The 18,044-nt window shown below is 71.1% G+C and carries 15 protein-coding genes; 8 read left to right on the top strand and 7 right to left on the bottom strand.

The window, feature by feature from the left end:
- Nucleotides 1–9: 9 nt before the first annotated feature.
- The 3 genes from AC3WRT_RS07950 (at nucleotide 10) to AC3WRT_RS07940 (ending at nucleotide 4,984) form a co-directional block, all read left to right on the top strand.
- Nucleotides 10–2,421, top strand: a complete 2,412-nt coding sequence (locus AC3WRT_RS07950) for an ATP-binding cassette domain-containing protein (RefSeq protein WP_492720934.1) — start codon at nucleotides 10–12, stop codon at nucleotides 2,419–2,421.
- Between the two features lie 209 nt (nucleotides 2,422–2,630).
- A complete protein-coding gene (locus tag AC3WRT_RS07945; protein ID WP_492720933.1) occupies nucleotides 2,631–3,044 on the top strand; it encodes a hypothetical protein in 414 nt (137 codons plus the stop codon).
- Between the two features lie 131 nt (nucleotides 3,045–3,175).
- Nucleotides 3,176–4,984: an ABC transporter substrate-binding protein gene (locus tag AC3WRT_RS07940; protein WP_492720932.1), complete on the top strand. Its 1,809-nt coding sequence runs from the start codon at nucleotides 3,176–3,178 to the stop codon at nucleotides 4,982–4,984.
- Between the two features lie 6 nt (nucleotides 4,985–4,990).
- Here AC3WRT_RS07940 and AC3WRT_RS07935 read toward each other — a convergent pair whose 3' ends face one another.
- Entirely contained in the window at nucleotides 4,991–6,178 is a 1,188-nt protein-coding gene (locus AC3WRT_RS07935) for an ROK family protein (protein WP_492720931.1), read from the bottom strand.
- 67 nt (nucleotides 6,179–6,245) lie between these two features.
- Between AC3WRT_RS07935 and xylA the strand changes: the two genes are divergently transcribed.
- A complete protein-coding gene (gene xylA / locus AC3WRT_RS07930; protein WP_492720930.1) occupies nucleotides 6,246–7,424 on the top strand; it encodes a xylose isomerase in 1,179 nt (392 codons plus the stop codon).
- 39 nt (nucleotides 7,425–7,463) lie between these two features.
- Here the strand turns inward: xylA and AC3WRT_RS07925 are convergent, their stop codons facing one another.
- Nucleotides 7,464–7,820 (bottom strand): VOC family protein, encoded by a 357-nt coding sequence (locus AC3WRT_RS07925; protein WP_492720929.1) that lies wholly within the window; start codon nucleotides 7,818–7,820, stop codon nucleotides 7,464–7,466.
- Nucleotides 7,821–7,908: 88 nt separating this feature from the next.
- Here AC3WRT_RS07925 and AC3WRT_RS07920 point away from each other — a divergent pair, with 88 nt between their 5' ends.
- Nucleotides 7,909–8,250 carry a DUF2200 domain-containing protein gene (locus tag AC3WRT_RS07920; RefSeq protein WP_492720928.1) on the top strand — a complete coding sequence of 114 codons (342 nt, stop codon included), beginning with the start codon at nucleotides 7,909–7,911 and terminating at the stop codon, nucleotides 8,248–8,250.
- 77 nt (nucleotides 8,251–8,327) lie between these two features.
- Here the strand turns inward: AC3WRT_RS07920 and AC3WRT_RS07915 are convergent, their stop codons facing one another.
- From AC3WRT_RS07915 to AC3WRT_RS07900, 4 genes are all read right to left on the bottom strand, one after another.
- Nucleotides 8,328–9,077 (bottom strand): DUF4386 domain-containing protein, encoded by a 750-nt coding sequence (locus tag AC3WRT_RS07915; protein ID WP_492720927.1) that lies wholly within the window; start codon nucleotides 9,075–9,077, stop codon nucleotides 8,328–8,330.
- Nucleotide 9,078: 1 nt separating this feature from the next.
- Nucleotides 9,079–9,363, bottom strand: a complete 285-nt coding sequence (locus tag AC3WRT_RS07910; RefSeq protein ID WP_492720926.1) for a DUF8691 family protein — start codon at nucleotides 9,361–9,363, stop codon at nucleotides 9,079–9,081.
- Between the two features lie 111 nt (nucleotides 9,364–9,474).
- The gene (locus tag AC3WRT_RS07905; protein WP_492720925.1) at nucleotides 9,475–12,198 is read right to left on the bottom strand and encodes a winged helix-turn-helix domain-containing protein; all 2,724 of its coding nucleotides are present in this window, start codon (nucleotides 12,196–12,198) and stop codon (nucleotides 9,475–9,477) included.
- A gap of 70 nt (nucleotides 12,199–12,268) precedes the next feature.
- Nucleotides 12,269–12,994, bottom strand: coding sequence for a TetR/AcrR family transcriptional regulator (locus AC3WRT_RS07900; RefSeq protein ID WP_492720924.1), 726 nt, complete (start codon nucleotides 12,992–12,994; stop codon nucleotides 12,269–12,271).
- Nucleotides 12,995–13,110: 116 nt separating this feature from the next.
- On the opposite strand from AC3WRT_RS07900, the gene AC3WRT_RS07895 reads away from it, so the two are divergent.
- On the top strand, nucleotides 13,111–14,160 hold the full coding sequence (locus AC3WRT_RS07895) for an NAD(P)-dependent alcohol dehydrogenase (protein WP_492720923.1): 1,050 nt from the start codon (nucleotides 13,111–13,113) through the stop codon (nucleotides 14,158–14,160).
- Nucleotides 14,161–14,184: 24 nt separating this feature from the next.
- Here AC3WRT_RS07895 and AC3WRT_RS07890 read toward each other — a convergent pair whose 3' ends face one another.
- The gene (locus AC3WRT_RS07890) at nucleotides 14,185–14,994 is read right to left on the bottom strand and encodes a CPBP family intramembrane glutamic endopeptidase (protein WP_492720922.1); all 810 of its coding nucleotides are present in this window, start codon (nucleotides 14,992–14,994) and stop codon (nucleotides 14,185–14,187) included.
- A 167-nt stretch (nucleotides 14,995–15,161) separates the two neighbouring features.
- On the opposite strand from AC3WRT_RS07890, the gene AC3WRT_RS07885 reads away from it, so the two are divergent.
- Both AC3WRT_RS07885 and AC3WRT_RS07880 read left to right on the top strand, forming a co-directional pair.
- Complete coding sequence (locus AC3WRT_RS07885; protein WP_492720921.1) at nucleotides 15,162–15,452, top strand: hypothetical protein; 291 nt, start codon at nucleotides 15,162–15,164, stop codon at nucleotides 15,450–15,452.
- A gap of 143 nt (nucleotides 15,453–15,595) precedes the next feature.
- Complete coding sequence (locus AC3WRT_RS07880; RefSeq protein WP_492720920.1) at nucleotides 15,596–17,953, top strand: arylsulfatase; 2,358 nt, start codon at nucleotides 15,596–15,598, stop codon at nucleotides 17,951–17,953.
- Nucleotides 17,954–18,044: the final 91 nt, after the last annotated feature.

The following is an 18,044-nucleotide window of genomic DNA, read 5'->3' as shown; positions in this document are numbered from 1 at the left end:
CTTCGCCGCATGGACACGATGAGCACCGCACCAGCAGCGGCGTCGGCCCAGCCGCGCGGCTCCCACCCCGCCGACGTCCACGACACGATCCGCGTGCAGGGTGCCCGCGAGAACAACCTCAAGGACGTCACCCTGGAACTGCCGAAGCGCCGCCTCACCGTCTTCACCGGCGTCTCCGGCTCGGGCAAGAGCTCGCTCGTCTTCGCGACGATCGCGGCCGAGTCGCAGCGGATGATCAACGAGACCTACAGCGCCTTCCTCCAGGGCTTCATGCCCTCGCTGGCGCGGCCCGACGTCGACCGCCTCGAGGGGCTGACGACCGCGATCATCGTCGACCAGGAGCGGATGGGCGCCAACCCGCGCTCGACCGTCGGCACGGCGACCGATGCCAACGCCATGCTCCGCATCCTCTTCAGCCGCATCGGCACGCCCCACATCGGCCCCCCGACCGCGTTCGCCTTCAACGTGCCCACCCGGGTCGCGAGCGGCGTCATGAAGACCGACAAGGGCAACCGGCAGGAGACGTCGATCGTCCGAGAGGCGGTCTACCAGGGCGGCATGTGCGCCCGGTGCGAGGGGATGGGAGCGGTCAACGACTTCGACCTCACGGCGATCTACGACGCGTCGAAGTCGCTGTCCGCGGGGGCGCTGCTCGTCCCGGGCTACAGCATGGACGGGTGGTACGGTCGCGTCTTCAGCGGCGCCGGGCTGCCGATGGACAAGCCGATCGGCTCGTTCACCCCGAAGCAGCTGCAGAAGCTGCTCTACGGGCAGCCGGAGAAGATCAAGGTCGAGGGCGTCAACCTCACCTACGAGGGCGTGCTCACCAAGATCCAGAAGTCGATGCTCTCCAAGGACCTCGAGGCGATGCAGCCGCACGTGCGCCGCTTCGTCGAGCGAGCCGTCACGTTCACCACCTGCCCCGACTGCAACGGCACCCGCCTGTCGCAGGAGGCGCTCTCCTCGAAGATTCGGGGCAAGAACATCGCCCAGCTCTGCTCGATGCAGATCAGCGACCTGGCGCAGTGGCTGCGTGGCCTCGACGAGCCGTCGGTCGCGCCGCTGCTGCGCGGGCTTCAGCACCTGCTCGACTCCTTCGCCGAGATCGGGCTCGGCTACCTCTCGCTCGACCGGCCGGCGGGGACGCTCTCCGGTGGGGAAGCCCAGCGCACCAAGATGATCCGCCACCTCGGCTCGTCGCTCACCGACGTGACGTACGTCTTCGACGAGCCGACGATCGGGCTGCACCCGCACGACATCGCGCGGATGAACTCGTTGCTGCTCCAGCTCCGCGACAAGGGCAACACCGTCCTCGTCGTCGAGCACAAGCCCGAGACCATCGCCATCGCCGACCACGTCGTCGACCTCGGTCCCGGCGCCGGCACGTCGGGCGGCACCGTGTGCTTCGAGGGCACGGTCGAGGGCCTGCGCGGCAGCGACACGATCACCGGCCACCACCTCGACGACCGGGTGAGCCTCAAGGAGGCGCTGCGCCAGCCGTCGGGAGCGCTGGAGGTCCGCGGCGCCTCCACCCACAACCTGCGGGACGTCGACGTCGACATCCCGCTCGGCGTCCTGTGCGTCATCACGGGGGTCGCGGGGTCGGGCAAGAGCTCACTGATCCACGGGTCGGTCGCCGACCGGGAGGGCGTCGTCGTCGTCGACCAGGGCGCGATCCGCGGCTCCCGGCGCAGCAACCCCGCGACGTACACCGGCCTGCTCGAGCCGATCCGCAAGGCGTTCGCCAAGGCCAACGGCGTCAAGCCCGCCCTCTTCAGCTCCAACTCCGAGGGCGCCTGCCCCGCCTGCAACGGCGCCGGCATCATCTACACCGAGCTCGGCGTCATGGCGACCGTCGAGTCGGCGTGCGAGGAGTGCGAGGGCCGGCGCTTCCAGGCGGCCGTGCTGGAGTACGAGCTCGGCGGGCGCAACATCGCCGAGGTGCTCGCGATGCCGGTGACCGAGGCGCTGGGCTTCTTCGCCGAGGGCGACGCGCGCACCCCGGCAGCCCAGACGATCCTCGAGCGGCTCGCCGACGTCGGCCTCGGCTACCTCACGCTGGGCCAGCCGCTGACGACGCTGTCCGGCGGCGAGCGCCAGCGGCTCAAGCTGGCCGCGCAGATGGCCGAGAAGGGCGAGGTCTACGTCCTCGACGAGCCGACGACGGGCCTGCACCTCGCCGACGTCGAGAACCTCCTCGGCCTGCTCGACCGGCTCGTCGACTCGGGCAAGTCGGTGCTCGTCATCGAGCACCACCAGGCCGTCATGGCGCACGCCGACTGGATCATCGACCTCGGCCCGGGCGCCGGGCACGACGGCGGCACGGTGGTCTTCGAGGGCACGCCGTCCGACCTCGTCGCGAGCCGCTCCACCCTCACGGGCGAGCACCTCGCCGGCTACGTCGGGGTGCCGGCCCGATGACCGATGTCCTTCGCGACCTCCCCGACGGCCCCCGCCCGCCCACGCTCCCGGTCAGGGCGGGGAGGACCCGTCGGCGTCATGGCGCTCGACCGCGCGCCCGTCGCGTGGTTCGAGAACGGTCAGGCCTGAGCCGTATCAGGAGCGTCCGCCGGCCCCTCTGAGGAGTCAGGCCCGCTCGGGGCGGGCCGTTCCCCGAAGGACGAGCCACCATGAGCGTCACCGACGTCTTCCCCCTCATCAAGGCGCCCGAGGCGTGGCCGGTGCCCGTCGTCGCGACGATCGCGATGGTGTGCCTCGCAGGGCTCGACCTCGCCGGCGCTCTCTTCGCGAAGGAGTGGGCGCAGAACGGCAGCGTCCGTGCGCTCGTGCTCGGCGCCGGCGCCTTCCTCGTCCTCTTCTGGGTGTACGCGTCGTCGCTGAGGTACGCCGAGCTCGCCCTCGTCACGATGGGCTGGGTCGTCATGCTCCAGGTGGGGCTCGTCCTCGTCGACCGCTGGCGCTACGGGGTGGAGCTGCCCACCGGCAAGTGGGTGGCGATCGCCGTCGTGCTGGCCGCGCAGGCCTACCTCGTGCTCGCGCCGGGGGCGTCACAGGCCGGCGCCGCCGCGCGCCGCGGCGGCTAGACTTCCGAGCACGGGCAGGGGTGCCGCGGGTCGTCGCACCGAGCTGGATTCGGTGTCCTTCGCCCGCACGCTGCCTGTGCCCGCTGCAGTCCAGGTCCGGCTCGCGGCCGGGCACGCCCGAAGGAAGTCCCTTGGCTCGACGTCTGGTCCGCCCCGCCGTGGTGGCGACTCTCGGCGTGCTCGCCCTGGTGTCGGCGGCCGCGTGCACGACGGGATCGGCGGCGCCCGTGCCGAGCGGGGGCGCGACGCCCGCGGCGACGGCCACGCCGACCGCGACCCGCGAGCCGCCACCGCTCGTGGTGGACACCGTCTTCGACCACACGACCCTCGACCCGACGCGGCAGTTCGACCGCAGCGGCGCGATGCTGACGCACGCCCTCTACGAGACGCTGACCACGCTCGACCCCGACGACCCGACGAAGGTCGTGCCGGGCCTTGCCGAGTACACCCTCTCCCCCGAGGGCCGATGGCTCACCCTGCGGCTGCGCAAGGGCCTGGTGTTCTCCGACGGCACTCCCATGACGACTGACGACGTGATCTTCAGCCTCGAGCGCGCCAAGGGGCTGCCGGGGCCGGCGGCGTCGGTCCTCGGCGCGGTGACCGCGGTCAAGGTCGACGACCGCACCTTCACGCTGAGCTCGCCGGGGTCGAACTTCGCCCTGCCCGCCATCCTCGCCAACCCGGCGTTCGGGATCCTCAATGCCGCTGCCGTCAAGGCGCAGGGTGGCACGATCGGTCCCGGCGACGACGCGAGCGCCTACCTCTCGGAGCACTCGGCCGGCTCGGGCCCCTACGTCATCAAGAGCGTGCTCGGGACGTCCGAGGTCCGTCTCGTCGCGAACCCGAACTGGCGGGGCGGGCAGCCGGCTTTCCCGTCGATCGTGGTGCGCAACGTGGACCCCCGCCGGCAGTTCGCCGACATCCGGTCCGGCGCGGCCGACGTGGTGCTCGACCTGTCGCCGACCCAGGCCGGTGGCGTGAGCCCCACTCGGCAGACGGCGGCGGTGACGGTGACGACGATGCGGTCGAGCACCCTCGTCTACCTCGCGCTCAGCCTCGATCCGGCGCTCAACGCGTGGACCGCCAACCCGGACTTCGCCGAGGCGGTGCGCCGCGGGCTCGACCGTGACGCGCTCGCGCTCGTGGCAGCCGGCTCCGGACCGGCTGCCGGGCTCATCCCCGCGGGGATCACCGGGGCGCTGGAGGACCTGCCGACCCTGCCGACGCCGACCCCGCCCGTCACCGGCGCGCCCACGACGACCGGCACCCCGAGCGCGACCGGCTCGCCGACGGCGCCCTCCTCCACGGCGACGCCGTCGGGCGTCGTGGCGGCCCCGGACGGCATCCTGACGACGGGGGCGGACGGCATACCCACGCCTGTCGTGACGGGTCCGGTCCTTCCGGCCCGCGACCTGGCGGCGGCACGGGCCGCCCTGCGCCGCTCGGGCTACGCCGGCCAGCCGATCCCGCTGTCCTATGCCGCCGACCTGCCGATCCAGGGGGTGCCGCCGAGCGCGCTCGCCGCGGCCGTGCGCTCTCAGCTCGCCGAGGTCGGCATCAAGGTGCAGCTCAACCCGACGCCGGCGCGGGCGGCGCTCGACGCCTACCGCGAGGGCCGCACCGCCTTCGGCCTGTGGAGCTGGAGCCCCGACTACCCGGATCCGGAGAACTACCTCGGCTTCGCGCCGGGCGAGCCGGTGGGGTCGAGGGCCGGCTGGCCGCGGGGCGCCGACGCGGTCATGGACGACCTGACGCAGACCGCGCGCGACTCGGTGGGTGAGGGCCGGGCGGCGGCGTATGCCGCGTGGCAGCTCATGATGAACCGGCGCAGCCCGTTCGTCCCCCTCCTCCAGCCGGCGACCCGCTTCGTGAGCGGTGACCGCGTCAAGGTGGTACCGGGCAACCCGGTCTGGACGCTGGACCTCGCCCGCATCCGCTGACGGCGGCTAGTCCAGGAAGCGCACCGGGTCGGTGACCAGCTGCTCGAGCGCGAGCAGGGCCGCGCCGGTGGCCCCGGGTGCGGGATCGTCCGGTGCGACGACCACCCGAGGGGTCACCCAGTGGGCCGACAGCACGCGCCGGCCGAGGATCGCCTCGATGTCGGGGGCGAGGAGGTCGCCGACCTGTGCGAGGTGACCGCCGAGGACCACGGTCGGGATGTCGAGCACGTTGACGACCCCGGCGAGGGCGATGCCGAGCGCCCGGGCCGCGGATCGGATGGCGGTGCAGGCTTTCTCGTCACCCCCGTGAGCTCTCCGTGCCAGCTCGGCCGGCGGGGTGGCGGCGTCGAGCTCGGCGGCGGAGAGCATGGCGAGCCGGCCGGCATACCGCTCGACGCAGCCGGTGGAGCCGCAGCGGCACGCCGGCCCGTCGGGGTCGACGCACACGTGGCCGATCTCGCCGGCCCAGCCGTGGCGGCCGGTCATGACCTCGCCGTCGACGACGACGGCGCCGCCGATGCCGACCTCCCCGCTGAGGTAGACGAAGTCCTGCGGCTCCCGGCGTCGCCCGGGGGCCGGGTGGGCGGAGGCGTGGGCGGCGAGGTCGGCCTCGTTGCCGACGCGGAGCTGCAGGTCGCCGAGGGCGTCGGCGAGGGGTGCCTGGGGGGCGACGTCCTCCCAGCCGAGGTTGGGGGCGCTGAGCAGGCGGCCGGCTCCGACGTCGACGATGCCGGGGAGGGCGAGGCCGGCGCCGACGACGCGGCATCCGTCGGGCGCCGCCTCCAGCACGTCGGCGGCGACGGTGCGCAGGCGGCGGAGTGCCGGGCCGGGGCGCGACCCGGCGAGGTCGGCGGTGACGAAGCGCTCGGCGACCACCGCGCCGGAGAGGTCCAGCAGGCGAGCGGCGAGGTGGCCGACGCCGACCTGGAGGCCGAGGGCGGCGAAACGTCCGCGGGAGGCCGTCAGCGGTGTCGCCGGGCGGCCGGGTCGTCCCGGCCCACCGACGACCGAGTCGACCTCGGCGAGCAGGTCGCCGGCGACGAGCTCGTCGACGAGCCGCGACACGGTCGAGCGCGTCAGGGAGGTCGTGGTGGCGACGTCGGCGCGCGACGGCGGGGTCTCGGCGGCGAGGACGGTGCGTGCGACGAGAGCGAGGTTCGCGTGGCGAAGGCTCGCCTGGCGCAGGTTGGCCATGCCTTGACCCTAGCCGGTGACAGCGTTAAGTTGCATGACAAAACTAATGGTTCGACAAGGAGTCGCAATGACGCGCCAGCCCACCCTCGACGACAAGTTCTCCTTCGGCCTGTGGACGGTCGGCTGGCTCGGCACGGACCCCTTCGGTGGCCCGACCCGCCCGGCACTGGACCCGTGGGAGTACTCCGACAAGCTCGCCGAGCTCGGCGCGTGGGGCATCACCTTCCACGACAACGACGTCTTCCCCTTCGACGCCGACGACGCGACCCGGGCGCGGATCTGCGGGCAGCTCAAGGATGCGACCGACCGCGCGGGGCTGACCATCGAGATGGTCACGACCAACACGTTCAGCCACCCGGTGTTCAAGGACGGCGGCCTGACCGCGAACGACCGCGGGGTGCGCCGCTTCGGGCTGCGCAAGGTGCTGCGGGCGGTCGACCTCGCCGCCGAGATGGGCGCGTCGACCTTCGTCATGTGGGGTGGCCGCGAGGGCAGCGAGTACGACGGGTCGAAGGACGTGCACGCAGCGTTCGAGCGCTACAAGGAGGGCCTCGACACGGTCGCGGGCTACATCAAGTCGAAGGGCTACGACCTGCGGATCGGACTGGAGCCCAAGCCCAACGAGCCCCGCGGCGACATCTTCCTGCCGACCGTCGGGCACGCGCTCGCCCTCATCGCCGAGCTCGAGCACGGCGACATCGTCGGCCTCAACCCGGAGACGGGCCACGAGCAGATGGCGGGGCTCAACTACACGCACGCGCTCGGGCAGGCGCTGTGGAGCGGCAAGCTCTTCCACATCGACCTCAACGGCCAGCGCGGCATGAAGTACGACCAGGACCTCGTCTTCGGCCACGGCGACCTCACCTCGGCGTTCTTCACCGTCGACCTGCTCGAGAACGGGTTCCCCGGCTCGCCGGACGGGCCGCGCTACACCGGCCCGCGGCACTTCGACTACAAGCCGTCGCGTACCGAGTACATGGACGGCGTGTGGGAGTCGGCGAAGGCCAACATGGCGACGTACCTGATGCTGGCCGAGAAGGCCGCGGCCTTCCGCGCGGACCCGCGCACCGCGGAGGCGTGGGCGTATGCCGGCGTGCTGGACCTCGCCGAGCCGACCCTGGGTGCCGGCGAGTCCTTGGAGGACTTCCTCGCGACCGACGACGGCTTCGACCCGGGGAAGGCAGCCGAGCGCGACTACGGCTTCGTCCGCCTCAACCAGCTCGCGCTGGAGCACCTCATCGGCTGAGGCGCTCGGGCGGCAGGCCCGTCGCAGTGGCGCGACGCGTCAGTCGACGCAGAGGCAGAACGGGTGGCCAGCAGGGTCGAGGAAGACGCGGAACGACGTGCCGGGCTGGTGCTCGTGCTTGGTCGCGCCGAGCGCGAGCACCTGCGGCTCGGCTGCGTCGAGGTCCTCGACCATGACGTCGAGGTGGATCTGCTGCGGCACCTGCTGGCCGGGCCACTGCGGCGGCGTGTAGTCCTCGACCTGCTGGAAGCAGATGCACTGCCCGGTGGTGTCGCGGATCTCGCCCCACCCATCGGACGTCGTGACCGGCCAGTCGAGCAGGGTGCCGTAGAAGGTCGCGAGCTCGGTGGCGTCGGGGCAGTCGAGGACGAAGCTGGGATAGCGAGCGATGGCCATGCTCCGACGCTAGAGGCAGCCAGCGACAACCGACGGCCGTATGCCGCGATGACCCCGTTCGATCGTCGGCGATCGATACCCTCGAGGGATGCACCGCATCTTCACCACCTCTTTCGCGTCGGTCTACCCGCTCTACGTCACCAAAGTCGAGCGCAAAGGGCGGACGAAGGCCGAGCTCGACGAGGTGATCGAGTGGCTGACCGGCTTCGACGAGAAGGCGCTCGATGCGCAGCTTGCCGCCGGCACGACCTTCGAGGACTTCTTTGCCCAGGCTCACCTCAACCCGAACGTGTCGGAGATCAAGGGCGTGGTCTGTGGGGTGCGGGTCGAGGACGTCGAGGACCCGCTGATGCAGAGGATCCGCTATCTCGACAAGCTCGTCGACGAGCTCGCCAAGGGCAAGGCGATGGAGAAGGTCCTGAGGGGCTGACCGCCGAAGGCGACCCTGCTGCCGCAGGGTCGCCTTCGGTGTGGAGCGTTTTGCCCGGCCCAGCCAGGGGCTGGTGCTCAGGCGGCGCTCGGGGCGGGCAGGGCGTCGACCGCCGAGCGGTTGAAACCCTTGAAGGTCATCCAGAGGCCGATGGCGAGCTCCCAGCCGGCGATCGGCAGGGTGAGCAGGAACGAGGCCGTCGAGACCTGGGAGAAGACGCCGAAGAGGTTCGCGATGAACGCGGCGAACAGCAGGGGCGCGCCGACGAGGCCGATGGTCGGGATGATCCGGGGCACCAGGCGGGAGCGGTAGAGCAGGGTGCCGAAGAGGATGGCGTTGAAGACGGGCATCAGGCCGGGGCCGAAGAGGAAGGTCCAGTTCCGGACGTCGACCAGCGCGTTGGCCGTCACCGTCAGCGAGGTGGCGTCGGCAGCCGAGGCGGCGAAGTCCTGGCGCATCGTGACGACGGCGAGCAGGCTCACGACGCCGATCATGACCACGGCCGCCTCGACGAGGCGGGAAGTCACGAAGCCGAGGGCCATCGACCCGTTCTGGCGCTTGACCACGGAGTAGACCGCCACGGCGGAGCCGACCGCCGTCAGGGCGTTCACGGTGTCGAGCAGGCAGCCCCACAGCACGCTGGTGTCGTGGCCCGCACCGGTGACGTAGGTGGCGTCGTTCAGCACGGGCCCGATGAGGATGAGCGCCGGGATGGAGGAGAGGAAGGTCAGCAGGTAGAAGATGCCGGCTGCGCGGGCGTACTTCCGCGTGGGGTCCGGGCTGGCGTTGGGGGTGCGGATGGACTCGGTGGGTGCGGTGGTGGTCATGTCAGGCTCCTGTGGGTGAGGTGTCGGGAGTGCGGGGTGGTGGTGTCGTGGCGTCCGGCCCTGCCCTGACGACCGAGTCGAGGGGGAGGCCGAGGTCGCGCAGCTGCTGGAGCAGGCCGTGCAGGGCGCTCTGGTCGACGACGGGGCCGGCGAGCACGGTGAAGCCGTCGTCGGTGGTCAGGGTCATGCCCTCGAAGAGGGCGGCCCAGCGGGGCTCGAGGCGTCCCTGGAGGCGGATCGTGTACCAGCCGGAGTGGTCCGGGCGGCTGGTCGGTGCGGTGTTCATGCCCCGAAGGTAGGAGGGAGCGTGGTGACCGCACCTCACATCATGTGGTGATCTCGATGGTGGTCTGGGTCGGTGTCAGCGGCGGTGCCAGCGGGGGTATCAGCGGCGGCGTCAACGGCTGCGCGAGAGGAGCCCGAGCTCGCCGGCTCTGGTGATGGCGCCGCGTCGGCTGTTGACGCCGAGCTTGGTGTAGATGCTCTTGGTGTGGGTGCGGACCGTGTTGATCGAGACGACGAGCTCGCGAGCGATCGCCGGCCCGTCGAGGTCGGTGGCGAGCAGGCGCAGCACCTCGAGCTCTCGGGCGCTGAGCGGGTCGACCAGACCTTGGTCGTCGGGGTGCTCGGGCGCGCTGGCCGCCGGGGCCGCGAAGGCGTCGAGCAGCCGGCCGGGGTAGCGCCAGGCGGGGTGCTTTCGGACGAGCGCCTCGAGCAGCGTCTCCATGGGCGCCCCCTCGGCGACGAAGAGGCGCACGTAGCCCTCTCCCTCTGCCAGCCGCAGGGCCGGTTCCAGCAGGGCGAGCGAGCCGGGCACGTCGTGCCGGCCGTGGCGGGCGTGGTTCGCGAGCGCCAGGAGCGCCAGGACCTCGATGAGCGTGCCGGTGCGGCCACCCTCCTCGGCCGCAGCTCGGAGGCGCTCGAGCAGGTCGTATGCCGTCCGCAGCGGGGGCACGCACGCCTCGACGGCATTCTGGCCCAAGAGGACTCGCGCAAGTGTGACGTGCTCGTACTCCCGGAGATAGTGCAGGTCGTCGTCCGCGGTCACCTGGTGCTCCTGCGCCCAGAGCAGGGCGTCGCCCAGACGTCCCTGTCTCAGCAGCAGCCGCGTCCGCTGGGCCGGGACCGGTCGCACGTTGGGGGAGAAGTCGCCGACGTAGACCCGCTCGGCCTCCTCGAGCAGGTCGACGGCGGCGGCCGGATCCCCCTGCGCCTCCAGCAGGTTCGCGCGAGCGACGCGCCACCGGTACGGATTCTGGGGCAGGCCGTTGCCCTCGCCCAGCTGCTCGGCGCGCCTCAGGTGCTCCGCGGCGCCTTCGACGTCTCCTCGCTCCAGGGCGATCTGGCTCAGCCCGACCACCATGTCTGCCGTCCCCCGCAACGGCCCGCCGGCCTGGTGGGCCGCCGCGAGGCGAAGGGCGTCCTCGTAGGTGCGCACGGCGTCCGCGAGCCGACCCTGGGCGATACGGAGGTCTGCCAGCGTGATGGAGCAGCCGAGAACGTCCGAGTAGTTGCCGGCTCGCGTCAGGCCCTCGACGGCGGCGGAGTACCCACGGTGGGCAGCCACGAGATCCCCCTGCGCCCAGAACGCCAGGCCGGCCAGGGCAGACCCCGCGGCCACCGTGAGGTCGTCGCCCGGAGCGGCCCGCTGGACGGCCAGCTCGGCGTGACGGGCGGTGACGGCCAGGTCACCCGCCACCAGTGCCAGCGCCGCACGGTAGGTCTCCATCGCCCCGGGAACGCGAGGCAGCTCCGCGGGCTCGAGGACCACCGTGTCGGCAGGCGGGTCTGCGAGCACCTGTTCCAGGTCGTCCAGCCGCTGCTCCACACCGTCGAACCGGTTGCTCGACATCAGCGCCCCGACGAGGGCGACGGCGAGCACCGGGCGACGGTGCACGACGTCGTGGGGGAGGTCGTCGACCCACCGCCTCACCGTGGCTTCCTGCCGGTCGCGCAGCATGCCGATCGCGCACCGCTCCACCACGTCAGCCGCGAGCTCGACGTCGCCGCCCGCGAGGGCGTGCCGCACCGCCGCGTCCGGCTCAGCGTTCACGGCATACCACTGCGCGGCTCGCCGGTGCAGCTCCTGGATGTGGCCCGGCGACTCGTTCACGAGGTGGGTGCGCAGCACCTCGGCGAAGAGGTGGTGGTAGCGGTACCAGTGGCGGGTGTCGTCGAGCGGCACGAGGAAGAGGTTCGACCGGTCGAGCCGCTCCAGCATCGCGCGGCCGCTGCCCTGCTGGGTCACGGCGTCGCAGAGGGAGGCGTTGAGCCGGTCGAGGATCGAGGTCTCCAGGAGGAAGCGCCGGACCTCGGCCGGCTGTCGGGAAACGACCTCCTCGACGAGGTAGTCGACGACGTAGCGGTCGTCACCGGCGAAGCCGGCGATGAAGCCGGCCACGTCCTCGCGGTCCTTGAGGGACAGGGCCGCCAGCTGCAAGGCTGCGATCCAGCCCTCCGTGCGACCCTCGAGGGCGGCGATGTCGCTGGCCGTCAGGCTCAGGCCGACGACGTCGTTGAGGTATGCCGCCACCTCCTCGATTGTGAAGCGCAGGCCCGCTGCGCGCACCTCGACCAGCTCCCCGCGCGCTCGCAACCGGGCGAGCGGGAGGGCCGGGTCCGCCCGGGTGCTGATGACCAGGTGCACCTGGGGTGGCAGGTGCCGCAGCAGGAAGGCCATGTCGTCGGCGATCGCCGGGCCGTCCGCGAGGTGGTAGTCGTCGAGCACGAGGTCGAGCCCCTCGGGCCGGGCGCTGATCTCGTTGAGCACCAAGGTGATTGCCGCTTGAATGGGCGGGTTGGAGCTCTGGAGCAGGGCCAGCGCACCCGCTCCGACGCCGGATACGGCCTCGTCGAGCGCGGTCAGGACATAGCGCCAGAACGACTCGGGCTGCCGCTCGGTCTCCTCCAGGGACACCCACGCGACGGCGCGCCCAGCGGCCAGCGCAGCGTCGGCCCAGGACGTCAGGAGCGTGGTCTTGCCGAAGCCGGGCGGCGCCGAGACGAGCGTCAGTCGCGGGGGTGACGTCCGGTCAGGCCCGTCGACCAGGCGGGGACGCGGGACCAGCCCCCGGCGTACCCGGGGGATGTGGAGCTTGGTTCGTACCAACGGGCTCGGCATCGCCGTTCCCTCCTCGCCGCAGGGCGATCGTCAGGCCAGTAGAGCACGGGTCGGTGTGGGGTTCCGCGGCTCAGCCGGCCGTGCGGGGCTCGGCTCGGGTGGCTCGGTGGGCGGGGCGGGGGCGTTTCACCCGGGCCTCGAGAGCGTCGAGGACCAGGTCGAGGCCGTAGTCGAACTCGAGGCCGAAGTCGTAGCCCGGCTGCAGGATGTGCCCGGTCGAGAACTCCAGGAGGTTCGGGTAGTCGGCCGCGATGTACTGCAGCATCATCGACTCGGCCACCTCGCCAACGGTCTCCGGGCCGTTGATCGGCAGCGAGGCCTCGGACAGTGCGAAGCCGTAGACGTAGGAGTCGATCAGGGCGTAGGCGTGTGCCGTCAGCTCGAGGGAGAAGCCGGCGCCGCGGAGGCAGCCGATGACGGCATCGAGGTGGCGCAGGGTGTGCGGCCCCGGACTCGTACGCGACTGCAGCAGCGGGATCGCCCAGGTGTGGCGGCGCAGCACCTCGCGTGCCGATGCGCATCGGCTGTGCATCTCCGAGCGCCAATCTCGCTCTGCCGCAGGCAGATCCATCTCGCCGAAGACTCGGTCCACGATCCCGTCGATGATCTGCTCCTTGCCATCGACGTAGTGGTAGATCGACATCGGCTTCACGTCGAGCTCCTGGGCGATGGAGCGGATGGTCAGCGCCGCCAGGCCGCCGTCGTCGGCGACGCGCATGGCCGCGTCGAGGACGCGATCGCGGCTCAGTGGTGCGCGCGTCGACGCCGCCCGTGCACCCGTGTTGCTCGTCGTCACGTCCTGCCCTCCGTCGTCCGTCGGCGCTGACCCTAGCCAGTGCCGTACTTAGTACGCTACCGTGATCGTACTAAGTACGACGCGATCGACGCGCCGACGACGATGGAGAAGCAGCCATGACAGACCAATCAGCCGTCCTAGGTGGCAGCGCGTCCGGTCGCGAAGTCCCGTCCCCGAGCACGATGCAGGCCGTCGTCCAGGACGGCTACGGCACCTGTGAGGTCCTCCGCCTCGCCGAGGTCGCCCGCCCCGCAATCGGCCCCCACGAGGTGCTCGTCCACGTCCACGCCGCCGGGCTCGACCGGGGCACGTGGCACCTCATGCAGGGCAAGCCCCGGCTGCTGCGCCTCGTCTTCGGCCTGAAGACTCCGAAGCAGCCCGTCATCGGCCGTGACGTCGCAGGAACCGTGATCGAGGTCGGCTCCGAGGTGACCGCCTTCGCCGTCGGTGACGAGGTGTTCGGCGTCGCGCCCGGCTCGGTCGCGGAGTATGCCGTCGCCCGCGACGACAAGCTCGCCCGCCGCCCGGCCAACGTGACGTGGGAGCAGGCCGCCGCCGTCCCCGTCTCCGGGGGCACGGCCCTGCAGGCCGTCGTGGACGCCGGCAAGGTGTCTGCCGGACAGAAGGTGCTCGTCATCGGGGCCTCCGGCGGCGTGGGGTCGTATGCCGTCCAGCTCGCGGCGTCGGTCGGCGCCGAGGTCACCGGGGTGGCCAGCGCCGCCAAGGCGGACCTGGTCCGTGCCCTCGGGGCGAACCGCGTCTTGGACTACGCCAGGGACGACTTCGCCGATGGGTCAGTGCAGTACGACCTCATCATCGACATCGCAGGCCTGTCCGCCCTCGGCCGTCTGCGGCGCGCCCTCACGCCCACCGGCACCCTGGTGCTCGTCGGCGGCGAGGGCGGCGGCGACTGGACGGGCGGCACGATGGGCCGGCAGCTGTGGGCGCGGCTGGTGTCGGCGCTCAGCCGTCAGCGGCTGACGAGTGTCATCGCCAAGGAACGCGGCTCCGACTACGCCCGACTCGCCGAGCTTCTCGCATCGGGGCAGGTCGTCCCGGCCCTGGACCATGCCGTCCCGATGAGCGAGACGGCCGCCGCGATGAGGCGCCTCGAGTCCGGCCTGGTCCGCGGCAAGGTCGCCATCACGGTGACCCCAGGCCACTGATCCCAGGCGGAACAGCACCTGCCGTCACCGCAGGACCAGGGCCAGCGACGCGCCCACGATGAGCACCGACTGCAGGCTGTGCACGAGAATCGACAGCCAGGTGCTGGTGTATCGCCGCGCGGGATAGGCCAGCGCCAGGCTGTCCAGCAGGATCTTCGGGATGGCCCACGGCATGTGCAGGTGGTAGACCGCGAACAGCACCCCGTTGGCCAGCCAGTCACCGCGGCCGAAGACGCCGCGCATCCTCGGGAGCAGGAGCCCGCGGAAGAGCAGCTCCTCCCCGAGGACGGTGTTGAAGACGGCCATCACGACGATCACGGCGAGCCACGGCCAGTTGCCCGACAGGAAGGCGTGCCCCTCCGCGGACCGGAGCAGCAGGCCCAGGTCCCGGCCGGCCGGTACCGGCAGTGAGGGGAGCAGCTGCTCGACGCCGACCACGAGGACCGCCGGCACCAGCACCCACCACACCCGACCGCCGGTGCGGCCGGTGCGCGGACTGCGTGGCGGCCGCAGCCACAACGCATCCTTCACGGCATACCAGCGAAGCTGCCCGATCTCGCGTCGGAGCAGCACCAGAACCACGCCGCCCTGCCACACCATTCCGACGGCCATGCACGCGATCAGCGCCTTCGGCCACGCGGCGGGACCCGTCAGCCACGACGCCAGCGCCGGGGCGACCAACCACGCCAGCGCTGCCATCGGTAGCGCCGCCAGGGCCCACACCGTCAGCACCTGGCGCAGGCTGTACTGGGGCGGCTCTGGCCCCGGCGCTGTACGAAGGCTGCTGTCCGCCAAGGCGGCTCGGTGCGGTGACGTGCGCTCCAACTCGTGCATGCTCGGCAGCATGCGCTCAACCGTCACCGCGCCACATCCGGGATGACCCCGAAACCGGACCCGAGCCGACCCTGAACATCAGCCCCTTCGAGTGACGCCGCCCCCCGGCCTGTTCGGGAAGTTGGGATGACCGTCTTGGGGGGAACCGTCAGGCAGAGGAGCGCGCGATGGGGTGTCTGTTCGTGTTGCTGGCCGGCGTGTTCCCGCGTCTGGCCCTGTTGATCGTCTGGATCGCCCGACCCGCCATGGTCAACGCCGCCTTCACGACGTGGCTCTGGCCGTTGCTCGGTCTGCTCTTCCTGCCGTTCGCGACTCTGATGTACGTCATCCTGTGGCGCGCCGGTGGCCTGAGTGGCTGGGACTGGTTCTGGGTCGGGATCGCTGCGCTGCTCGATGTGAGCCATTGGGCCGCTGGAGCTGCGCAGCGACGCGCGTCGACCGCGCCCGCAACCAGCTAGCTCCGGGTGGGAGGCGGGTCCGTCCTCACCCGGTGGGGGTGAGGACGGGCCCGATCGCCGCGTGCTTCGCTGAAGGACCGACCACCTGAGCCCGGACCCGCGGCCGAGTGGTGACGACGGACGACGTTCAGAAACGAGGAGTCGTGGGCATTCCGTTCAAGGGCAAGGTCAGTGTCGACATCCGGGACTCGGTCGAGGACTGGGATCCGTTCGCGCCTCCGCAGGCACCTGAGGGAGCGCCCAACGTCGTCTACGTCGTGCTCGACGACGTCGGCTACTCCGCCCTGAGCTGTTACGGCGGGCCGATCGACACCCCGAACATCGACGCCATCGCAGCTGACGGCGTGCGCTACACCCAGTGGCACACGACGGCTCTGTGCTCGCCGACCCGCTCGTGCCTGCTGACCGGGCGGAACCACACCCGCAACAGCATGGCGTGCATCACCGAGGCGGCCAGCGGTTTCCGGAACGCCAGCGGCACGATCCCGCCGGAGAACGGCATGCTGCCCGAGATCCTCGGCGAGCGGGGCTGGAACACCTACATGGTCGGCAAGTGGCACCTGTGTCCCACGGTCGAGATGAACCTCGCCTCGACGCGGCGGAACTGGCCCACCGGTCGCGGCTTCGAGCGCTGGTACGGCTTCCTCGGCGCCGAGACCAGCCAGTGGTATCCGGAGCTCGTCTACGACAACCACCCGGTGCACCAGCCGAAGTCGCCCGAGGACGGCTACCACTTCGGCGAGGACATCACCGACAAGGCCATCGAGTTCATCATGGATGCCAAGGCGGTGGCGCCAGACAAGCCCTTCTTCCTCTACTACGCGCCGGGCGCCGCCCACGCGCCGCACCACGCCCCGAAGGAGTGGATCGAGAGGTATGCCGGCCGCTTCGACGGCGGCTACGAGGCCATGCGTGAGACCACCTTGGCCCGCCAGATCGAGATGGGCATCGTGCCGGCCGACACCGAGCTGCCCCCGATGAACCCGATCGGCACCTCGGAGACCCGCACCGGCCCTGCCGGGCAGCCGTTCCCGCCCCTGGACGTCACCCGACCGTGGGACACGCTGTCGGCCGACGAGAAGCGACTCTTCGCACGGATGGCCGAGGTGTATGCCGGGTTCCTCTCCCACGCCGACGCGCAGATCGGCCGGCTGCTCGCCTACCTCGAGGAGATGGGCCAGCGCGAGAACACGATGGTCATCGTCGTCTCCGACAACGGGGCCAGCGGTGAGGGCGGACCGAACGGTTCGGTCAACGAGATGCTCTTCATGAACGGCATACCGGACGACATCAAGGCCAACCTCGCGATGCTCGACGAGCTCGGCGGGCCGAAGACGTACAACCACTACCCCAACGGGTGGGCGATGGCCTTCAACACGCCCTTCAAGATGTGGAAGCGCTACGAGTTCAACGGCGGCACGTCGGACCCCTGCATGATCTCCTGGCCGGCCGGGATGGCGGCGAGGGGCGAGATCCGGCATCAGTACCACCACGCCGTCGACCTGGTGCCCACCGTGCTCGACGTTCTCGGCATCGAGGCGCCGGAGACCATCAAGGGCCACACCCAGAGCCACTTCGACGGTGTGAGCATGCGCTACAGCTTCGACGACCCGACAGCGGCGGGCGAGCGGCATACCCAGTTCTACTCCATGCTCGGGTCACGCGGGATCTGGCACGAGGGCTGGAAGGCCGTCACGAACCACCCCACGATCAGTGGTTGGTCGCACTTCAACGACGACGAGTGGGAGCTCTACCACGTCGAGGTGGACCGCGCCGAGCTGCACAACCTCGCGGCCGAGGAGCCGGAGAAGCTCCGGGAGATGGTCAACCTCTGGTATGCCGAGGCCGGCGCCAACGAGGGCTTCCCGCTCGACGACCGGTCGGCCCTGGAGATCTTCATCGCCAAGCGACCGCAGCTGTCGGCACCGCGCGACCGCTACGTCTACTTCCCGAACCACGCCGAGGTGCCCGAGGCGCAGGCGGTGATGGTGCGCGGCCGGTCGTTCATCATCGGGGCACTGGTCGACATCCCGGAGCTCGGTGCGGAGGGCGTGCTCTTCGCGCAGGGTTCGCGATTCGGTGGCCACACCCTCTACGTCAAGGACAACCGGTTGCACTACACCAACAGCTTCGTGGGCATGTTCCAGCAGGACGTCGTCTCGACCGTGGACGTGCCGACGGGCAAGAACCTCATCCTGTCGGCGTCGTTCGAGAAGGACGACGACGACCACAACCCGGTCGCCGCCGGCCGCCTCTCCCTCTTCCACGGCGACGCCAAGGTCGGGGAGGGCCAGATCAAGCTCCAGCCCGGCGGCTACATGATCGCCGGCGAGGGGCTGGCCGTCGGCCGCGATGTCGGCGACCCCGTCACGTCCGACTACCCGGGCGAGCATCCGTACCGCTTCACCGGCGGCACGATCCGGCGGGTGGCTGTGGACGTCAGCGGTGAGCCCTACAGGGACCTCGAGCGTGAGGCCCAGGGAATGCTGATGCGCGAGTAGTGGCCCTGGGGCCCGGAGGTCGTTCCGATCCTGAGCCCGGTGGTGTGTCACATCCGGGGCGCGGCTGGTGTCTACATGTCGTCACAAGTCC

This window comes from Terrabacter sp. FW104-15G4B (genome assembly GCF_058790095.1).
This window is presented reverse-complemented; position numbering and strand designations above follow the sequence as displayed.